At 45.0% G+C, this 20,747-nt stretch carries 17 protein-coding genes; all 17 read left to right on the forward strand.

All coding sequences use genetic code 11. From position 1 onward, the window contains the following. Positions 1 to 14: 14 nt before the first annotated feature. The 17 genes from AC58QT_RS27580 (at position 15) to AC58QT_RS27660 (ending at position 20,464) form a co-directional block, all read left to right on the forward strand. The gene (locus tag AC58QT_RS27580) at positions 15 to 275 is read left to right on the forward strand and encodes a DUF1146 domain-containing protein (RefSeq protein WP_310501100.1); all 261 of its coding nucleotides are present in this window, start codon (positions 15 to 17) and stop codon (positions 273 to 275) included. A 198-nt stretch (positions 276 to 473) separates the two neighbouring features. Then, positions 474 to 1,793 carry a UDP-N-acetylglucosamine 1-carboxyvinyltransferase gene (gene murA, locus AC58QT_RS27585; protein WP_310501160.1) on the forward strand — a complete coding sequence of 440 codons (1,320 nt, stop codon included), beginning with the start codon at positions 474 to 476 and terminating at the stop codon, positions 1,791 to 1,793. Positions 1,794 to 2,078: 285 nt separating this feature from the next. Next, positions 2,079 to 3,128, forward strand: coding sequence for a stage II sporulation protein D (gene spoIID, locus AC58QT_RS27590; RefSeq protein ID WP_497411806.1), 1,050 nt, complete (start codon positions 2,079 to 2,081; stop codon positions 3,126 to 3,128). 82 nt (positions 3,129 to 3,210) lie between these two features. Beyond that, the gene (locus tag AC58QT_RS27595) at positions 3,211 to 3,948 is read left to right on the forward strand and encodes a peptidoglycan DD-metalloendopeptidase family protein (RefSeq protein ID WP_497411807.1); all 738 of its coding nucleotides are present in this window, start codon (positions 3,211 to 3,213) and stop codon (positions 3,946 to 3,948) included. 244 nt (positions 3,949 to 4,192) lie between these two features. Then, positions 4,193 to 4,483, forward strand: a complete 291-nt coding sequence (spoIIID, locus tag AC58QT_RS27600) for a sporulation transcriptional regulator SpoIIID (protein WP_057313422.1) — start codon at positions 4,193 to 4,195, stop codon at positions 4,481 to 4,483. 174 nt (positions 4,484 to 4,657) lie between these two features. Next, the gene (locus AC58QT_RS27605) at positions 4,658 to 5,656 is read left to right on the forward strand and encodes a rod shape-determining protein (protein WP_310501097.1); all 999 of its coding nucleotides are present in this window, start codon (positions 4,658 to 4,660) and stop codon (positions 5,654 to 5,656) included. A 28-nt stretch (positions 5,657 to 5,684) separates the two neighbouring features. Beyond that, positions 5,685 to 6,578: a flagellar hook-basal body protein gene (locus tag AC58QT_RS27610; RefSeq protein ID WP_310501096.1), complete on the forward strand. Its 894-nt coding sequence runs from the start codon at positions 5,685 to 5,687 to the stop codon at positions 6,576 to 6,578. 24 nt (positions 6,579 to 6,602) lie between these two features. Next, complete coding sequence (locus AC58QT_RS27615; RefSeq protein ID WP_497411808.1) at positions 6,603 to 7,469, forward strand: flagellar hook-basal body protein; 867 nt, start codon at positions 6,603 to 6,605, stop codon at positions 7,467 to 7,469. A 25-nt stretch (positions 7,470 to 7,494) separates the two neighbouring features. Beyond that, positions 7,495 to 7,713 carry a DNA-directed RNA polymerase subunit beta gene (locus AC58QT_RS27620; protein ID WP_310501094.1) on the forward strand — a complete coding sequence of 73 codons (219 nt, stop codon included), beginning with the start codon at positions 7,495 to 7,497 and terminating at the stop codon, positions 7,711 to 7,713. A gap of 179 nt (positions 7,714 to 7,892) precedes the next feature. Further along, a complete protein-coding gene (locus tag AC58QT_RS27625; protein WP_310501093.1) occupies positions 7,893 to 8,411 on the forward strand; it encodes a CDP-alcohol phosphatidyltransferase family protein in 519 nt (172 codons plus the stop codon). A gap of 166 nt (positions 8,412 to 8,577) precedes the next feature. Continuing rightward, positions 8,578 to 9,006, forward strand: a complete 429-nt coding sequence (gene fabZ, locus AC58QT_RS27630) for a 3-hydroxyacyl-ACP dehydratase FabZ (protein WP_029195635.1) — start codon at positions 8,578 to 8,580, stop codon at positions 9,004 to 9,006. A gap of 32 nt (positions 9,007 to 9,038) precedes the next feature. Then, positions 9,039 to 10,733: a phospho-sugar mutase gene (locus AC58QT_RS27635; RefSeq protein WP_497411809.1), complete on the forward strand. Its 1,695-nt coding sequence runs from the start codon at positions 9,039 to 9,041 to the stop codon at positions 10,731 to 10,733. Positions 10,734 to 10,917: 184 nt separating this feature from the next. Beyond that, a complete protein-coding gene (locus AC58QT_RS27640) occupies positions 10,918 to 12,969 on the forward strand; it encodes a DUF5693 family protein (protein ID WP_497411810.1) in 2,052 nt (683 codons plus the stop codon). Next, positions 12,942 to 14,072, forward strand: a complete 1,131-nt coding sequence (gene csaB, locus AC58QT_RS27645) for a polysaccharide pyruvyl transferase CsaB (protein ID WP_497411811.1) — start codon at positions 12,942 to 12,944, stop codon at positions 14,070 to 14,072. The genes AC58QT_RS27640 and csaB overlap by 28 nt, the downstream gene beginning before the upstream one ends. A gap of 89 nt (positions 14,073 to 14,161) precedes the next feature. Beyond that, on the forward strand, positions 14,162 to 14,950 hold the full coding sequence (locus AC58QT_RS27650) for a WecB/TagA/CpsF family glycosyltransferase (protein WP_497411812.1): 789 nt from the start codon (positions 14,162 to 14,164) through the stop codon (positions 14,948 to 14,950). Positions 14,951 to 15,088: 138 nt separating this feature from the next. Beyond that, entirely contained in the window at positions 15,089 to 16,198 is a 1,110-nt protein-coding gene (locus tag AC58QT_RS27655) for a glycosyltransferase family 4 protein (protein ID WP_173117249.1), read from the forward strand. Between the two features lie 279 nt (positions 16,199 to 16,477). Further along, entirely contained in the window at positions 16,478 to 20,464 is a 3,987-nt protein-coding gene (locus AC58QT_RS27660; protein WP_497411876.1) for an S-layer homology domain-containing protein, read from the forward strand. Positions 20,465 to 20,747: the final 283 nt, after the last annotated feature.

Here is a 20,747-nt window from a genome sequence, read left to right on the forward strand (position 1 = left end):
AAAAGGAGTGACCTATGGGCGAGACGGACAAATGGAGTGAAGTGGCGCAATATGCGTCGTGGATGAATGTGGCTAGTATAACAGTCTATATTCTTTGCATTGGTTTAGCTTGGTGGTCGCTGCAGGCGTTCCGCTTTGATGTTTTGTTGAGAAGGCCCAAAGGTGCGCAAGCCATCATGCTGCAAATATTACTTTCGATCGGACTTGGACAGCTGGTTGCGGGCTTTTTCATACAGTATTTAGGTCTCTCCATGAGCTTCAGTCGGATGTTTTAATGCGATTTTCCGAATAATGAACAACTTTGTTGTCAACAATGGATAATAGAACGGAATGAAAATCACATTAAGCTTCGAACTCTATGTAGGGCATCTCTGACTGCCAAAAGAACACAGTTGTATCTATGCGGCTCCAAATGATAAACTTAGGAAATGTGCGAAACCTGTCTTATAAAATAAGTGCGCGGAGGGACCATGATGAGCAAAATTATCGTCCGCGGTGGCCGAAAGCTAGCTGGCAATGTAAAAATCAACGGAGCAAAGAATGCGGTACTGCCGATTATTGCGGCTTCCATTTTGGGATCGGAAGGTGAAAGCGTCATCCATGATGCGCCTCCCCTTGACGATGTACTAGTCATTAATAAAGTATTACAAAGCTTAGGAATTGAAGTCGAATATAACCGTCAGGTGATTCGAGTCCGAGCTGGGCAGATTAATACCTGTGAAGCTTCCTATGATCTAGTCCGTAAAATGAGAGCCTCTTTCCTCGTTATGGGTCCTTTGTTAGCTAGGTTGGGTCAAGCGAGAATTTCGCTTCCAGGCGGTTGTGCGATTGGCACAAGACCGATTGACCAGCATCTCAAAGGCTTTGAAGCGATGGGTGCCGATATTGAACTGGGTCAAGGCTATATCGAAGCGAAAGTGAAAGGGCGCCTGAAGGGTGCCAAAATTTATTTGGATGTCGCCAGTGTAGGCGCAACCGAGAACATTATGATGGCCGCAACGCTTGCGGAAGGTACAACAACGATTGAAAATGCGGCAAAAGAGCCGGAAATTGTTGATTTGGCCAATTATCTGAATGCAATGGGCGCTGTGATCCGCGGTGCGGGAACAGGTGTTATCCGCATTGAGGGTGTAGAGAAGCTTCGCGGCGTCGTACATACGGTGATTCCAGATCGCGTAGAAGCCGGAACGTACATGATTGCTGCTGCTATTACGGGCAGTGAGCTGTACATGGAGGGCGCGATTGGTGACCACCTTCGTCCTGTCATTTCCAAATTGCAGGAAATGGGTGTGTCAGTCGAAGAAGATGAGAATGGTATTCGTGTACGGTCTACAGGTCCGCTGCGCGCGGTTGACGTGAAAACGTTACCGTATCCGGGCTTTCCAACCGATATGCAGTCGCAAATGATGGCGCTGCTGATGGTGGCTGACGGAACTAGTCTTGTCACAGAGACTGTGTTCGAGAACCGTTTTATGCACGTGGATGAATTCGCAAATATGAACGCTAACATTAAAGTAGACGGACGGACAGCAATCGTCAGTGGTAACTCGAAGCTTCGCGGTGCCAAGGTTTGTGCAACAGACCTGCGTGCAGGCGCGGCACTTATCCTCGCGGCATTAGCAGCTGAGGGCGAGACTGAGATTACTGGTGTTCACCACATTGATCGTGGCTATGTCGACATCACGGACGTTTTGCGTGAACTTGGTGCTGATATTTATCGCTCAGTTCCACAAGAAATCGAGCAGGAAGTTGCGGAGCTTGGATTCTTTAATATCCAGCCAACGCTAGCGTAAGAGAAAGGGACCATCAGGAATTATCCTGGTGGTTCTTTTTTGTTGTCTTGGTTCCGGCCCGACCCAAACTATTAGCTCAGACTTAGTAGCCTTCCCATGCATTTATCCGCACATTCGTGCAAGGCCAAGTGGCCTACTACGCACCTATTTTTCATCTACCTCGACTTCTCTCAAACTCCAAATCCCCTCAGTCTCTTTCGAGTTCTATTCTAGCAACCCCTCTCATAAGCTAAGACATACTAAACTTGCTGCTAGTAAACGCGCTTATGGAGGCTGCTCAGACATATGTTCAAAAAGAAACGCGTGATCAGAAAAGGAGTCATCCTGTGGATGGCTGTTTGCTTATCTTCTATGTTGTGTGTCACTATCATCGTGCCTGGATTGCTAGTCAAGAAGATTCCGAATGGTGAAGTTTGGCCCCCTGCCCCTATCGAAGGCACAGAAACACAAGTAACAAACGCTGATCAAGGGTTGATGATTCCTGTGTATTTAACGAAACAGGCGACCGTGCAAACCGTTCCACTAGAGCAATATGTAAGAGGAGTGCTAGCGGCCGAAATGCCAGTTGATTTCGAGCTGGAGGCACTTAAGGCGCAAGCGATGGCAGCGAGAACCTATGTCGTGCGCAGAGTCATAGAGAAGGACTATAGTAATATGCCAGTCGATGATGCACTTGTGACGGATACGGTTGCCCATCAAGCCTATCTGACAGATCAAGAGCTTCGAGAGAAGTGGGACAAGTCTAAGTATGAAGCGAATATAGCCAAAATTGATAGAGCAGTCAGCGAAACGAAGGATAAAATACTGACATATGGACATGAACCGATCAACGCGACGTTTTTCTCAACAAGTAATGGATATACCGAGAATTCGGAGGAATATTGGCCTTTCAAAACTCCCTATCTACGCAGTGTGCCTAGCCCATGGGATATCAATCTCTCTTCACGCTATAAAGAGAGTGTTACGATTAACTACAAGACTATGCTTCAGAAGTTAGGTGTGCCTAGTATTTCCACCACAGATACGAGCGCGAAGGGTATGAAGGTGCTAGCTTGGTCTACTGGTCATCGGATAAAAAGTATAACGATAGGCGGCAAGGTTTTCACAGGACGCGAGGTGAGAGAGAAGCTAGGTCTAGCATCCTCTCAATTTGCTTGGAAATGGGCAGGCTCTCAAATTACCTTCACCACGTACGGATATGGCCACGGTGTAGGCCTCAGTCAGTGGGGGGCCAACGGGATGGCCAAGGAAGGGAAGACGGCGGAAGAGATCGTAACCTACTATTACACGGGCATCTCTATCGAAAATGCGGCTACGATTCTCCATAAATCTTAAACTTTTATCGTTTCTATAAAAATATCTTTCTGGAAGTATAAAACCTTGGAATGTGTCAAGAATGGTTGATGAGGTGATAACCATGAGTGATAATAACAAAGGTTTTCAGAAAGAAGAAGCTCCTAAAACTGTTCAAGGAGCACAAGGTTCAACATCTGCATGGAAGAAATTGCTTGCTAAAAAATGGGTATTCCCAGCGACGTATGTGGCAGCAGCAGCAATTATCTTAACCTTAATGTGGGTGTACCAGGGAGCAGGAACGAAAACAGTCAGCCAAGATGAACTGGGTATTGAGGTTAGCAGCAATGAACAAACCGATAATCCAAAAGCACCACATGATGGGGCTGTCGCGGTTAACGGGACTACGGAAGCGATGCAATGGCCTGTAAAAGACAGAGCAGCTGTCGAAGTAGCAATTCCTTACTACGACACGAATGCATCCAATGAAGTGAAAACAGCGGCTATGATCGAATACCTCGATCAACTTACACCGCACACGGCAATTGACTTGAAAGCGAAAGATGGCGCAGCATTTGATGTGCTAGCGGCACTTGGCGGTAAAGTTACGGCTGTTGAGCAAAGCCCTGTTGTAGGTAAGCTGGTTGAAATCACACACAGCAACGGTTTGATCAGTATTTACCAAAGTTTATCCGATGTGAAGGTAACGAAGGGTGCAGAAGTGAAAAAAGGCGATATCATCGCCAAAGCTGGCAGCAACGATTTCGAGAAGGAAGATGGCGTACACTTACACTTTGAAGTGCGTCAAGTTAGCGACAATGCAGCCGTTAACCCAGAAACCCTCTTGAACGTAAAACAGTAAGCCGAACTTCGAGCATATCGATAAAGAGGCTAAGGCCTACATAAGTGAAAGGCAGCGGGAAATTCCTGCTGCTTTTTCATATTTTTCTTGGACATTTGGCCTATTTGGGCACCTAAAGCTGATTTTCTTTAATTATTTTGAAAATAAATATGGGAAATGAGCTTGTCAGGCTTGGTTACGTAGAATATCTAGTCATGCCCCTCATATACTTTACCAAACTATCTCGAGTAGGGAGGCGAGGGGAGTGCACGATTACATCAAAGAGCGAACCATTAAGATTGGTACCTGTATCGTCGAGACCAAGAATACGGTTCGCACCATTGCTAAGGAATTCGGTGTTTCCAAAAGCACGGTGCATAAGGATTTGACGGAAAGATTACCGGAAATCAACCCAGACCTGGCCAATCAGGTGAAACACATCTTGGAGTATCATAAGTCCATCCGGCACCTTAGGGGAGGAGAAGCGACGAAAATTAAGTATCGGAAGACCCGTAATCCTAAACTTTCCGAAGTCCTTGTTACGGTTAAGTCCTAAGATACCCTTCATCCCGAGATGTTTCCTGTGTTTCCTTTAACTGGGCGTGTCGAAATTTCACGGAAAAAGAGGAAAACATGCATTTATAGCGAATTTAGCTTATAATTAGAACTGTATATCAGAGCGCCGATTCTTCACGGGATGGACGGTAGGTTTAGGGAGGATTAATTAGAAATGTTCAGCAAGGATATTGGAATAGATCTCGGCACGGCAAATGTGCTTATTCATGTCAAAGGTCGCGGAGTTGTGCTTGATGAGCCATCCGTAGTTGCGATTGAAAGCGATACGAAACGCGTGTTGGCTGTTGGAGAAGAAGCCTTCCGCATGGTAGGTAGAACACCTGGTAACATTATTGCGATTCGTCCTCTTAAGGATGGTGTTATCGCGGATTTTGATATTACGGAAATGATGTTGAAGCACTTTATTGCAAAAATCGGGGGCAAGAATTGGTATTCTCATCCGAGAATACTGATCTGCGCCCCTACCAACATTACCTCAGTTGAGCAGAAAGCAATTCGCGAAGCGGCTGAGCGCAGCGGTGCCCGAGAGGTATTCATGGAAGAAGAACCGAAGGCAGCAGCAATTGGTGCCGGCATGGACATCTTCCAGCCTAGCGGTAACATGGTTGTTGATATTGGTGGAGGGACGACGGATGTTGCCGTATTATCCATGGGTGACATCGTCACCTCCTCTTCTATTAAGATCGCTGGCGACAAGTTCGATATCGCGATCATGAAGTATATCAAAAATAAGTACAAGCTGTTGATCGGTGAACGGACAAGCGAAGACATTAAGCTGAAAATTGGAACGGTATATCCACATGGGCGAGATCAAGAGATGGATATTCGCGGAAGAGATATGGTTTCTGGACTTCCATTGACGATTACGATCCACTCCAGCGAGGTACAGGAAGCACTATGGGATCCGGTTTCCTCGATTGTCACAGCAGCGAAGAGCGTTCTTGAGCGGACACCGCCAGAGTTATCTGCCGATATTATTGACCGTGGCGTTATTCTGACAGGTGGCGGTGCCTTGTTGCATGGACTTGATCAATTGCTTGCAGATGAATTGAAAGTGCCTGTACTTATCGCAGAGGATCCAATGTCTTGTGTTGTTAAAGGCACGGGGATTATGCTCGATAATTTAGATAAAGTAACGAAACGAAAATTTTAATCAATTACACTACCCAAGAGGTGACTAAATGTTAAGAGGACTTTATACCGCGGCGGCAGGAATGATTTCTGAACAACGCAGACATGATACAGTAACGAACAATATTGCGAACTTGAACTCCCCAGGCTTTAAGCAGGGGAATGCTTTGTCGCGTTCGTTTCCAGAAATGCTTATTTCTACGATTCGCGGTGGACAAGGTGCCTCTCCAGCGCCGCTTGGAAAGATGAGTTTAGGTGTGTTTTCTGAGGAGAGTATCTCCGTTCATACGCAAGGTGATCTACAGGAAACACGCAATCCGTACGACTTTGCGCTTGTATCGAACATTCAATTGCCTGGCGTGACCTTTGATGCCACAGGGAAGTACGTGAATGAGGATGGGGAGCGTACGTTTCAACCTCAAGCCTTATTTACGGTGCTGAACGGGAATGGTGAACAACGTTACTCGTTAAATGGGAAGTTCACTGTCGATACAGCAGGTCAACTTATTAATGCCAATGGTGAACAAGTGCTGGGCAGAGATGGACAACCCTTAGTCTTGTTGGATGGCACTGGGCAACCGATTGTCAATTTCAAGGTAACAGCTAAGGGTGAGTTCATGGACAGCGACGGTCGTCCAATACTGGATGCCGCCGGCGCACCGGTTGGTTTAATGCTTTCACGTGCAGAGAATCCGAATCTCTTGCTCCGCGAGGGGAACGGGTTGCTACGTATTAATCCAGGGGATGAAGCGACGATCACACAAGTTGCCTTAGGCGACCAAGTTGAAGTGCGTCAAGGTTATATCGAGCGTTCGAACGTGGATTCTGCGCAATCGATGGTGGATATGATGGCAGCGTTGCGCGCTTATGAAGCAAATCAGAAGGTTATCCAATCGTATGACAAAAGTATGGACAAAGCTGCAAACGAAGTAGGACGTGTCTAAATCTAGCTTGAGAAGGGGCCAACCATGAACAATTCCATGATCAACTCATCGGTATCCATGCATAGCTTACAACAAAAGCTGGATATTCTCTCCAATAACATAGCGAATGTAAATACGAATGGCTTTAAGAAGAAAGAAGCTTCCTTTGAGGATGTGTTGACGAACGTTCAAGCTCAGCCTGAGGGGTTCCGCCAACAAGGCCGCTTCTCACCCCTTGGTTTTAACCAAGGATGGGGATCAAGGCTCGTGCAAATTCAGACGAATTTGGCACAAGGACCGATCCAGTCGACGAGTCTTCCAACGGATTTCGCCATTCAAGGCGATGGCTTGTTTGAAATTGCTGTTAGTAAAGTGGACGAGAACGGCAATCAAGTGTTTCAACCGGCTTGGACACGTAACGGGGCATTCAGCTTAACGCCAGATGGTCAGGGTGGGACGGTCCTTACGACGAAAGAGGGCCATTATGTCGCAGATACCAATGGCAACCCGATTAATGTACCATCAGGTATACGACCTGTTGTTGACAAAGATGGCACAATTCAAGGCTACAATGAACAGGATCCAACAGCAGCTCCTGTGACAATAGGTCAAATCAAGCTTGTACGTGTTGTAAGACCGCAGCTCCTTCAAGATGTAGGAGATAATCTATACACGCTTCCAGCAGGTATTACAGCGGCTGAGAAGGCTAATATCCTGCAAGATGTGAATGGCGTGGCAGCAACAGAGGCGACTCGTGTTAGCTTGTTGCAGGGCTTCCTAGAGCAATCCAATGTGACACTCTCGGATGAAATGACAGACTTGGTTGTCGTACAACGCGCGTTGCAGCTGAATTCCCGGGCCATCACATCCTCTGATCAGATGATGAACATGGCTAACAATTTACGCGCTTGATCGTAGAAAGGAAGGGATAGGCTCGATGACAGATAAGCCTGCTCCAGTTAAGAAGAAGCCAAGGCCGAAATGGCAGAAGATCCTATGGCTTATTTTCAAAATCATACGCGTTCCCGTTCTGGCTCTTCTAGCGATCTATATTGGTTTATGGGTCGGCTACACGAAGCTGGGACAACAACCTTCATCAGAAATTTTACATATCAGCACTTGGCGGCATTTATACGATCTCGTTTTTGCTAATTAATCGAACTCCCGCTTGGGAGTTTTCTTTTCACTTATGTTGAAATAAACCCATCCGTCCAAGAAGGGCGGGTTATGGTTTATTTTGTGTGCGAGCAGCGGTATAATGAGTACAGACTTCATCAGACTTGATCTGCCAAATATTGAAAATTCGGATCGGATACTTAGCGCAGGAGGAGTACCTTGAATATACCGAACATGCTCACGATCAGCAGGTTTGTACTAATCCCCGTGTACCTCATGCTTTTTTTTAATGACTACATCCGAACCTCCTTCATCATTCTACTTGTAGCTGGATTAACGGATATTCTAGATGGTTACATAGCTAGAACACGCAAGATGATCACTCCGATGGGTGTCATGTTAGACCCGTTAGCAGATAAGTGCATGATGATTGCAGTCATCCTCTCACTCCTCATCTCCGAGATGATTCCTTGGCAGGCAGCCCTGGCCATGTTCATCCGTGACGCAGGTATGATTATAGGCTCCGCCTTCTTTCATTTCAGAGGCAAACTGACCGTTCCAGCGAACGTTATGGGGAAGCTGACGACGGTGCTCTACTATTTCGCCATCCTCTTTATTGTGTTCGAATTCACCTTCGCCATCACGTATTTATGGTATGTCATTGGGGTCTCTTTTTTAACATCCTTTATCTATATTTTCCAGTTCCTTCTATTGAATCGAGGCGAACGAGCGAAATAACGTACGGTTAAATGAAAAAAGAGCCTATGTAGGGGTCTGTTATACAGACCGTTACATAAGCTCCCCTTATATGAACCTTCACTTCTGCAGGATATGAAGGGACCTCCCTATTGTAAGTAATTCCCTTGTATTTTATACAAGAATTTGAAAGGAGCACGAACGCAAGATGCTAGATATTAATCAAATTCAAGAGATCATACCCCACCGTCCGCCTTTTCTACTGGTTGACCGTATTTTGGAAGTAGAAGAAGGAGTTAGAGCTGTAGGTATCAAGAATGTGACAATTAATGAACCTTTTTTCGCAGGACACTTTCCTGGTTATCCGGTGATGCCTGGGGTTTTGATTGTTGAGGCTTTAGCACAAGTTGGTGCTGTAGCGGTATTGTCCATGCCTGAATACAAAGGGAAAATCGGCCTGTTCGCAGGTGCAGACGGGATTCGTTGGCGTCAACAGGTTGTCCCAGGCGATACACTAACATTAGAAATGACAATCACTCGAGTAAAAGGAACCATTGTAAAAGGTCAAGCTGTGGCTAAAGTTGGTGACAAAGTGGTAGTCGAAGGTGAGCTTATGTTCGCCCTTGCTAATAAATAGCCCATACATATAAAGGAGATGAACCTACTACGATGACGCGTGTACAAACAGAGTATCAATTATGGCTCCAAGACCCTGCTGTTGATGAGCAAACGAAGAAAGAACTTCAAGCTATCCAAGATGATGAGAGAGAAATTGAGGATCGCTTTTATAAAGATCTTGAATTTGGGACAGGCGGTCTGCGTGGGGTCATTGGCGCTGGTACGAATCGTATCAACGTATACACCGTGGGTCGTGCTAGTCAAGGCCTCGCGCAATATGTAAACGGAACAGGCACGGCTAATCCGGCTATCGTTCTAGCGTATGATTCTCGCCATATGTCACCTGAGTTTGCATTGGAATCCGCACTTGTTTTTGCAGGTAACGGGATCAAGGCTTATTTGTTCCAGACGTTGCACGCGACACCGCAGCTATCTTTTGCTGTTAGATACTTAGGTGCGACAGCGGGTGTTGTGGTCACAGCGAGTCACAATCCGCCTGAATACAATGGGTATAAAGTATACGGTGCAGACGGCGGGCAGTTGGTGCCTGAATTTGCTGAGCAAGTTATTGCTCACGTACAGAGCATTGATTCCTTTGATAAAGTAAAGAAATTAACTCAACAAGAAGCCGAAGCGCAAGGGTTGCTAGCTTGGTTAGGTGAAGATGTTGATCAAGCCTATATCCAGGCTGTAACAGCTGTTAGTCAAAATCCGGACGTCATTAAGGAAATCAGCGATGATTTCCGTGTCATTTTCACACCACTGCACGGAGCAGGAAATGTACCTGTTCGTGAGGTCTTGAAAGCTGTAGGATTCGAGCAAGTGCGTGTAGTTGCTGAGCAAGAACTACCAGATGCACAGTTCTCTACGGTAAAATCGCCGAATCCAGAAGAGCGCGAAGCATTCACGTTAGCGATTGCTCAAGCGAAGGATTGGAATGCTGATATCATCATCGGAACCGATCCAGATGCTGACCGTATGGGGGCAGTTGTGAAGGATACCAACGGTGAATATGTCGTCCTAACAGGTAATCAATCTGGTGCGATTATTGTGAACTATCTTTTGGGAAGCATGAAAGAGCGTGGAACACTCCCTGCGAACGGCGTTGTGATCAAGACGATTGTAACTAGCGAAATGGGTGCGGTTATTGCTAACCATTACGGCATTCCAACCCTAAATACCTTAACAGGCTTTAAATATATTGGTGAAAAAATGTCGCAATTCGAACAAACGGGGGAGTATACGTACCTGTTTGGCTATGAAGAGAGCTACGGCTACCTAGCTGGCAGCTACGCAAGAGACAAGGATGCGGTCATCGCAGCCATGTTAATCGCGGAAGCAGCGGCTTATTATAAGAAGCAAGGCAAGACCCTTTATGAGGTGCTGCAAGAGCTATACGAATCCTTTGGTTTCTTTTTGGAAAAACTGGAATCAAGAACACTCAAAGGCAAAGACGGCGTGGAACAAATTGGACGTATGGTGGAAGCTTGGAGAACCAATCCGCCGTCTGAGATCAGCGGCACACGTGTCATTGCTGTAGAGGACTATGCACAAGGAATTCAGGGCTTACCTCGCGAGAATGTACTGAAGTTCAAACTAGAAGATGGTTCGTGGTTCTGTTTGCGTCCGTCCGGTACAGAGCCGAAGATTAAATTCTATTTCGCAGTTCAAGGAGCAACAGGGCCTGAGGCTGCACAGCAGCTAGAGGGTATTATTCAATACGTACTTAATCGTGTAGACGGTTAGTGCAATAGGTGTACAAAACCTCTTCAGAACCTAAATGAGGGATAGATCGTCTAATGGATGGCTGGATGTGAATTCTACCATGTATTGGGCGGTTTTCCCGTGCTTGGGGGCGGAGAGGTTTTCGAATGTATACGGGATTGGAAAGTAACTAAAAAAGTACATGCTCTAAGGAGTGGACGAACTGGTGAACTTGTATCAAACCTGGAATAACCCGTTAAGAAATATTTTGTGGTGGATTGTGATTTTGGGCATGCTGTGTTCTTTGCCGTTAGCTTATACACGTCACCAAACGGAAACGTCGGCGAATCAAGTGGAATTCGTTTTTGACTATCGTGATTTATTGGATATCTCCGATGTTCAGACGAACCCGCAGAACTTTGTGAACACGGAATTGAAGAATATGAAAGCCGCGGGCATAAGCTCGATGGCTGTTTACGAAAGTACATTAGGTGAATTCAAGGAGAGCCGTCGCATTGAGATGTACAGCTCCCGTGACGCGGCCATGCTGACTCAAACACTAGGCAACCCTAGTGAGAACTATACGTATGTGTTATTTGCGGATAGCCAGACGCAGCAGAAGCTTGAGCCGCTAATTCAAAAAACATTCGCAGACCTTAAGGTAGGTGTGAAGCCGTGGAGCTTCAAAAACCGTAATGGTCTCATCATTCAGATGAGCTTAGATGATGCCTCCATCAAGGCGATGGATCCAGACCCGATCACGCTGCAAATGCTGAAGGATCAAGGGTTCCAAATCGTCGTACGGTTAGCGAATCGTAGACCATTCAACACGAATGAAATGGATGTCATGTTGAAGAATTTTCATGATTTTGGTGTGAAGCGAATCATCGTAGACGGGAATGAAGTCCCTGGATACACGGAAGAGAATACGGAAGTGAATCTGAATAAAATGGCGGATTTGCTCAATAAGAACGGGATTGGACTCGCAGCGATTGAGTTGTTGAAGGAGCCTCAAAAAGGTTTCAGTACGCTGGCTAAACAAACGAATTATAATGTTGTGCGCCTACACTCCTTTACAGAGAAAGATGGCGAGAAACTGACAGAACCATTAAAGAAATCCGAGCTTGCTGATCGTGTGCAAGGGGTTTCAGATCGACTTGTTTTGGCTGTAAAAGACCGAAATATCCGCATGGTGTTTCTGAATGCCAAACCAGTGAAAAGTTTAGATAAAGGGAAGCTAGTTGACCCGCTTTCTTCCTATTATGCAGCTTTGCAGGGGCCAGATGGCGCGATCCCTCGTATCCAAGAGGTAGGTTTTACTTTAGGACAAGCTGAGGCATTCGATGTACATACAACAGGTTGGCAGAAAATTGCTCGTTTCTTCTTGCTACTAGGTGGACTAAGCTTGATTGTATGGATGATTTCATTCTTTTTACCTGAATTGACGATTGTTTTCTTCGTTCTTGGTTTGCTTGGTCTTGTAGCTCTACATACGCTTTCGGCGAATTTATATGCACAAGGACTCGCGTTAGCGACAGCTATTAGTGCGCCTAGTGTTGCTGTCATGTTGGCGATCAGGTCGGTACGATCAGGAGCTGCTGCAAAGTGGAAATCAGGATTAGTCTATGGATTATGGCAACTGCTGCGAACTTCGCTCGTTTCCTGTATCGGTATTGTTTATGTTGTAGCATTGCTTAATCATGTCACATACTCCTTGGTGCTGCAGCAGTTCAGAGGGGTTGGGATGCTGCATTTGCTACCAATTGCCATAGTTGGTCTGTATCTCTTATTCTTTAGTGAGAATAATACGTATAAGGAAAAGGTCGCGAATATTCGCAAATTACTTTCTTCCTATATAAGTGTATTGTGGATTGTTATTGCAGGCGTAGGCCTTGCTGCTGTTTTCTATTACCTATCTCGTACGGGGAATGAAGGACAAGCTTCTTCTATCGAGAAGTTATTCCGTTCTTTCTTGGAAAATACATTAGGCGTACGCCCGCGGACGAAAGAATTCTTAGTGGCTCATCCGATCTTCGTATTGGGTGCTTACTTGTCCGTTCGGTATCGTCATGCGGTGTACTTACTCTTCATCGGTGTCGTTGGTCAGCTTTCCTTGGTGGATACCTTTGCTCACTTGCACACACCGCTGCACATTTCCTTGATCCGTATCTTTTACGGACTTGTGCTAGGTGCAATCATCGGGCTAGTACTCATTGCAGTTTGGGAAATTCTATCAAGGAGTTGGAAACGATGGGCACAGCCCCAATTGTCAAAATAGCGTTATCCGGCTACTACGGTTTCGATAATAGCGGGGATGAGGCTGTGCTGCAATCGATTTTGTTCGCTTTGCAGGAGCAAGGTCAGGCGCAGGGCATTCAGATTGAGCCTATCGTGCTTTCGGCTAATCCAGAGAAAACTTCGCAAATGTACGGAGTAAAAGCATATCATCGAATGAAGCCAGGTTCATTACTGAAGGCACTGCGCGAATCAGACGGCTTAATCAGCGGGGGCGGTAGTCTCCTGCAGGATGCAACAAGCTCGAAGACGATTCCGTATTATTTAGCGGTATTGAAAATAGCGCAGTGGCTCGGGAAGCCAACGTTTGTTTATTCGCAAGGCATCGGGCCGGTGAGCCGGCCGATGTTCTTCGGCTGGATCCGCAGCGTGTTCAAGCGCTGCGCGTTGGTGACGGTCCGCGACACGGAGTCCGCGGACCTGTTGGGCCGGATGCGCCTCCCGCGGGAGGGCATCACGGTTGTGCCTGACCCGGTGATGGGCTTGCCACTCCGGGATGGTGGGGGCGCGCCGGATGCTGACGCACTCGGCGGCCCTAGTGCGGTGCGGACGATCGGCGTGTCCGTCCGCTTCTGGAACGAGGACCGCTCCGAGCTGGAAGCTCTCGCGCGGTCCCTGCAAGAGCTGCTCGCAGCCCGCACGGATGTGCAGCTGCGGTTCTTGCCCTTCCACCTTCCTTCGGATGAGGTGGCGTCGCAGTTCGTGATCGATCGCTTGGGCGATCACGGTGGTCGTGCGGAGATGGTGCGTGGCATCACGCATCCGCAGGACATGCTTGCGCAGGTCGCGGCGTGCGACCTACTGATTGGGATGAGGCTGCATTCTTTGATTTATGCAGCCTCGCAGTTCGTGCCTATGGTGGGGATCTCGTACGATCCGAAGATCGACCAGTTCCTCCATAGGCTTGGTATGAAAGCTGCCGCATCGACAACTCGTTTCGATGCGCAGGGGTTTACGGAGGAGGCGCTTGGCCTCCTCGATGGTCGAGAGCAGTGGGCGGCTGCTTCGCGTGCCGCCATTGAGCAGCTGAAGGCGCAAGCGCAGCTGCCCGCGCAGCGGATTATTTCCTTTTACAAAAGGAAATAACTAGCTTTCTACATACGGTTCATCAGCCACATTCCACCAACTAGCAACCAAATTGCAACCTATAACGTCAATAATAAGGAAGAGATATCATGAGCTCGACTTCTGTTACAAATCAGCCAGCAGCGCTGGCTTCATTACAGGCCGTACCGAAAGTGCGAATCTACGGTGTGCCTATTTCTAAAATGAGCATGAAACAAACCGTAGATTACTTATCGAAGGTTATAGAGGTAAAGCAGCCGCATCAGGTCATTACCGCTAATCCAATTATGGTTATGGCCGCACAGGATGACCCTTCCTATTTGAAGATGATGCAACAAGCAGAGCTAATCGTTCCGGATGGAACGGGTGTCGTGTGGGCTGCCGCTCGCGTCGGCCAACCTGTTGCGGAAAGAGTGCCCGGCTATGATCTGATTCATGAACTCATGAAGGTTGGAGAAAAGAAGGATTGGAAGGTTTACCTTCTTGGTGCTTCTAATGAAGTGATTCAAGCAGCTGCGGACAAAATTCGCTCGACATACCCGAAGGTCAACCTTGTTGGCGTCCGTGATGGGTACTTCGGTGATGCCGAGGATGCTCAAGTGATCCAAGCTATTAAAGATGCTGCGCCAGATCTGCTTTTGGTAGGTAGAGCTGCTGCTAATCAAGAGCCATGGATCGGGAAATACAAACAACAACTGGGTGTGCCGGTGATGATGGGAGTCGGCGGAAGTTTCGATGTGCTTTCGGGCAAGCTAAAACGAGCACCCGTAATTTTTCAAAAATTACGTTTAGAATGGTTCTACCGCCTGCTACAGGAGCCTTGGCGCTATAAGAGAATGCTTCTACTCCCGAAATTCGCAGTGAAAGTGATGCGCGACAAAGAGAACGTCACAAAATGATGAAAATATCTTTGAAAATTGGCTGAAAACGGTCATTTCAGATGAATTTAGCAGTAGTATTTGTGACGGAATGGGAGTATAATTCATTTCGGCGGACACCAGCCTGCCACCCATGACAAGAGGAGCTGTGAAGAAGACATGTATGGATTATATGCGATAGGGTTTATTGCTGCGTGCGTTATGGCGTTGTTGCTGACACCCCTGGTCAAAAAATTTGCCTTCTGGGTAGGAGCTGTTGATGCCCCCAACCATCGGAAGGTTCATACGCGAATTATGCCGCGTCTAGGAGGATTAGCGATATTCCTTGCGTTCGTCGGAGCTTATTTCGTCGTCTCTCCAGCACTTGATGCCGTGAACTCGGATGCTGCTTTTGGACTTTTGCTCGGAGGCTTTGTGATTGTTGTCACAGGTGCTCTCGATGATCGCTTTCAACTATCACCGAAATGGAAGCTTTTAGGACAGCTTATCGCTGCCTGTATCGTTGTTTCCTTTGGTCTTAAGATAGATTTGGTTAACATTCCTTTCGGAGAAACGAATTTGCCTATCGGCTGGTTGAGTATCCCGATTACAATATTATGGATTGTCGGTGTATCGAACGCGATTAACTTGATCGATGGTCTTGATGGCTTATCAGCAGGTGTTTCTGGTATCGCCACAACAACGATTCTCATTCTTGCCCTTATGATGGGTAATGTGACTGTAATTTTGCTTTGTGTGATTTTGCTAGGAAGTATTTCAGGCTTCATGTTCTTTAACTTCCATCCGGCCAAAATTTTTATGGGCGACTCCGGCGCCTTATTCCTGGGCTTCGCCCTTGCAACACTTTCAATTCTCGGCTTTAAGCAAGCGGCTGTTGTTTCACTATTAATTCCGATTATGATTCTAGGTGTGCCCTTATCTGATACATTCTTCGCGATGCTTCGTCGTTATGTGAATAAACTGCCGATATCGGCGCCAGACAAAAGCCACTTGCATCACTGCTTATTGCAAATGGGCTTCAGCCATCGTACAAGCGTTCTGATCATCTATGGAATTGCTGCTATATTCGGTGGTAGTGCGGTTGTATGCTCGGTATTCATTTCCCAAGATTCCACGTGGGGATTGATCATGATTATTGTAGCGCTTTTCCTCGTAATGCTTGTAGGAGCAGAAGCAATCGGTATCATTAGCAAAAGCCGTAAGCCTGTGATCAACTTCCTGCAAAAGTTAGTTGGTAAACAAGTGCAGAGTGATCGCGTAGGTAAATAAGTACTATCGGATATTATAAAACCCAGTCCTAGCGACTGGGTTTTTCTTGTTATTCAGGAAAAATTTATCAGTTGTTATTCTTACTCTAAACATTTGGGCTAAATCTACCGATAAGTAATGTACAGTAACTTTTGTCGGTCAGCCGCGTCTATTTTTGTGGAATGATAGAAGAATATGGGAGGGATTGTCGAAAGCTAGTAGTACATAGAGTTATAAGGATAGGCCTAACTGATGATAACAACATTTTTATAACATAAGGAGGAACTTGTTTTGAAAAAAATGTATACCAAAATGGCAAGCATTTTGCTAATAATGACGTTAATGATTAGTTTGATGCCTGTAATGGCGGCAAGCGCAGCATCTACGCTTGTTATTAAGGAGTTGTATAATGATACGACGAATGCTGGCCAATCGACGGCACGGCCAACGGATACCAATTTAGTCACACGGATTACGCAATTACCTTTTAAACTTAAAGTAGAGACAACGAATGTAACAGATTCACAAATCTCTTCCATTTATTTTGAAATTACGAATATCAATTCCGGTGCCGTGGTTACGGAGAAGAACAACAAAGCTGTAACCATTGGACCGAATCTTGTGCAATTCGATAATATTCAATTAACTGAAGGTTTGAATAAAGTTGTTGTTTATTTAGGAGAGAGCAATACACTTGCTTCTGCACCAGGTTGGTTATATTACGCTCCTACAACGAATTTATCTGACATTACGGTCAATAATGCTCCATTCGAAGAAGGAAAGATCTATCCGATTGACCGTGGTTCCCTGAAAGCAGGATCAACTGGGATTCAAATTAAAACGAAAGCATCAAATGCCCAGAGTGTTACGGCTACATTAACTGGAGATAGCTTGCCTAAGCTAGGTTTCAAAAGTAATGATGGCTATTTCTATTTCACCGGGGATGACAAGAACAAAGCATCATCGACATGTGCTTCACCTACTAGCTTCTGTTTTAATCCAGGAGATAACATTATTACCTTCTTAGCAGGCAATGATACGAATAAATATCAAGTTGTTAAAAAGCTTTGGTATGATAACGGACAGCCATTTGCTTTTAACGGGAAGATTCAAGAGACAGATGATCCCTTGGATACAATCACCCCTGCACCTCCAAAAGACTTAATTACAATCCCTTCATTTGAAACGGATAAATTAACCTTTACGGCAAGTGTGAAAAGTGATTTAAGTACATCGAACTCTTTGCGTTTCACTTATGTAGATATCGCTATAAACGACAACTCGATCGGTACTATTGATTTAAGATTAGCCAGTATGAGCGGAACTTCACCTTCAGTGTCGAATGCTACGTATTCATCAACTGCTTCTAACTTATCTCGCAGTAATGAGTACATAGTTAAGGATATCAAATTAACGGTTCCTTCTATTCCTAATACTGCCGCTAATGAGCAAAGGCTTACTTTTACATTCCATGATGGTCTTTCCTCGACTGGGATTGTTCCTGTAAGTACAGAATACAAATTTAAATATGTGAATCCTTCTCAGCCATTTATTTATAAAACAACACTAAGCAATGGATCTATTGAAAATGATCTTAGTTTATTGGATGCTAATTATGTAAATGAACTGCCTGCAAATATTCATGTTTATGCAAATGTTAAAACAGTGGCTATTAAAACGAAACTAGATGGTGCCTATTTTCCTGATAGCAATCCAATCTTAGGTACTCAGGTTGGAACTACGGGTGAGTATAAATTTGACCTTGCACTGCAAGGGATTACGGATGGTAATAAAAAGTTAAGTGTGGAGTTGTATAACGCTGCAAGTACAACGATTCCTTATAGTACAACAGATTACAATTTAGTTATTAGCAATGCACCATATGCTCTAGTTAATAATATCTCCAATAGTATGACGATCAAGAATATTACGAATTTAAAGTGTGGGGCTATAGACGCTTGTATTTCGGGTAGACTTGTTAATTTCTATCAAGATATAGCAGCAGTCCCTGTTAATAAAGTAGAAGTATCCATGAACGATAGTATCTTTATTTTAGATTCTCGTACACCAGAGGTAGCTTCAGGTCCAAATGAACCAACATTGGGTAAATCTCTTGGAGATATGACAACGACACCTCCAACACCAGCAACATTGAACAACTTCACCATTCCACTTGCCAAATTTGGAAGTACGCCTATGGTTGAAGGAAAGAACACGTTGAAATTTAAGATTTACGTAAATAATGTCTTTATTACAGAGCAATCCTATGATATTTATTTATTCTCAACAGATGCACCGCAATTTACTTCGATTAAACCAATCGAAAGTGGTACACAAGGAACGCAATACTTGCCAGGTGCAAACCCTGACCAGTACACAACGACAAAACGTACCGTCTCTTTTGATGGCATATTCTCAAGCCTCGATGCGGCAGGGTACCCCGCTGCAATAAAGGCACTTACCCTCCTTGTACACACCAAGGATGCTAAGGGAGATGCACTTATTTATCAGCAAACGATTCAAAATTCAGTTACTCCAGTAGACTCAACAGTTGGTTCGGAGGTTGTAACTGCTTTAGGTACGGCTGGTACGACATATTTTAGTTCTCTTGTTGGTCAAACGTTTAAAACGACTGAGTTTAAGTTGCTCGAGGATTCAGACGTAATCTTTGAATTTAGAATTACCAATAATTCAAATATTACAGCTACTCGTTCTATTACAATTACAAGACAAAATGTTCCGTACACAGTTGTGCAACCCTTATTAGTTAAGAATACAAAAGGTGAAATGCAATCAAACATCAATAGTGATTTCTATAACATCATTATTGAAGCTGAGAATGCGGATAGTGTTTTCTTCGACAAGAAAGAAGCAACGAAACGTACTGTTGCATCAGTGGATCAATACTTATATCAAGTGACGGGGCTGAAGCCAGGTGCTAACCAGATTAAATTTACGATTAATCGTAATGGCGCCAAGGTGAATGGCAGCTTTATTCTATTCAATACGAATACGAACGTGCAGGGCGCACAGACATTACAGGATATGGAATCAAAGTATAAGCTATTTAACGGAGGTTTGCAGCTATCTTTCCCGCGTGATACCAAGCTGATGAGAAATGTACCGGATAGTAAGAATAATCAGTTCATTACTTCTGAACGCAAAATATTATTTGGTATTGCAGATTCTGAAGATGGCCGAGTAGATAAAACACTCTTCCCTGCTGTTGGTTACTACAAAGCAAAAATCAGTGTAAAAGTTCCTGAAGATACCTTCCATCCTGCAAGTAATCTGTACTATATGGATGCTGGTTACATTCCAGAGCCAACATTTACAGAAACAACAGAGGAGAATTTAGCTAGAGGTCTTAGAGGAACAGGAACGGATCCTTACGATACAACCAATGTAGGAAGTAGACCATACTTTAACCGATTAAATACGGAACTCGTTGTGCCTACACAAGAGGGTTCACTGACCATGCAGTTTGATCCTGCAATTCGTCAAGACTCTGGAAGATACATTACAGTGTTCTTCTACGATATCTATGCCAACTACGCAAACACGACAGACTATGGCTGGAAGAACCTTGGCGGCGTTGTAGACACCAAAAATAACACCATAACCGTACCATTCCGTAAGTTTGGTTACTATCAAGTTATGTACATGGATCGTACCTTTGACGATATGACAGGGCACTCATTCGCAAGAAATGAGCTCGAAACATTGTACTCTAAAGGTTTAATGAAAGCGAAAACTACGTTCTCATTTGGCCCAAATGATTACATTACACGCGGCGAATTTGCTCAAATATTGGTTAAGATCTTTAAGCTTCCATTGAACTACGCGGGTAGCTCGACATTCTCGGATGTTCTCAAGATTGATAACGCTATAGGCATGCTTTACGACTATAAATATGTAGAGACAGCCGCGAGAGCGGGTATCATTCGTGGACAAGCGAGCAACAGGTTTAACCCAGGCGGATCTATTACGCGTCAAGACGCTGCTGTCATGATTGCTAGGGCTGCCGAAATGAAAATGAGCACAGATCTCAATAAATCCCTACTCACATTGCAAAAAGCATTTACAGATGGCGATAGAATCGAGTCCTATTCCAGACCTGCTGTTGAGGCTGTGTCTAAAGCGGGACTGATCGAGGGTATCCCGAATGCCTTGCTCCCTGGAGAAAAGAAAGAAACAGTACGTTTCGATCCAACTGAGTTGCTTACACGTGCACAAGCGTCCATAATCGGATACCGTGTGATGAAGCAGCAGAAGATGGTTCCTTAAATAAGTAGTTTCGCTATGCTCTTAATTCTCAGAGTTTAATGTGTAGATTAATGAAAAAGAGACTTAGTGCCGATAAGGTAATGAGTCTCTTTTTCACTTTAAGGAGCTTCAACGGCTTAATTCAGCAACCTTTAAGCTGATCTTAAGTTTCAAAATGGTTATAGCACATATATTTTTTACAAATATAAATTAATCTTGATAGGTATCACCTACAACAAGTAAGATACAGAGCTAGTTACACATCTGGAAAATACTTAACAATGAAATGTTGTATAGAGTATCG

The sequence above is a fragment of the Paenibacillus sp. J31R109 genome (assembly GCF_059692055.1).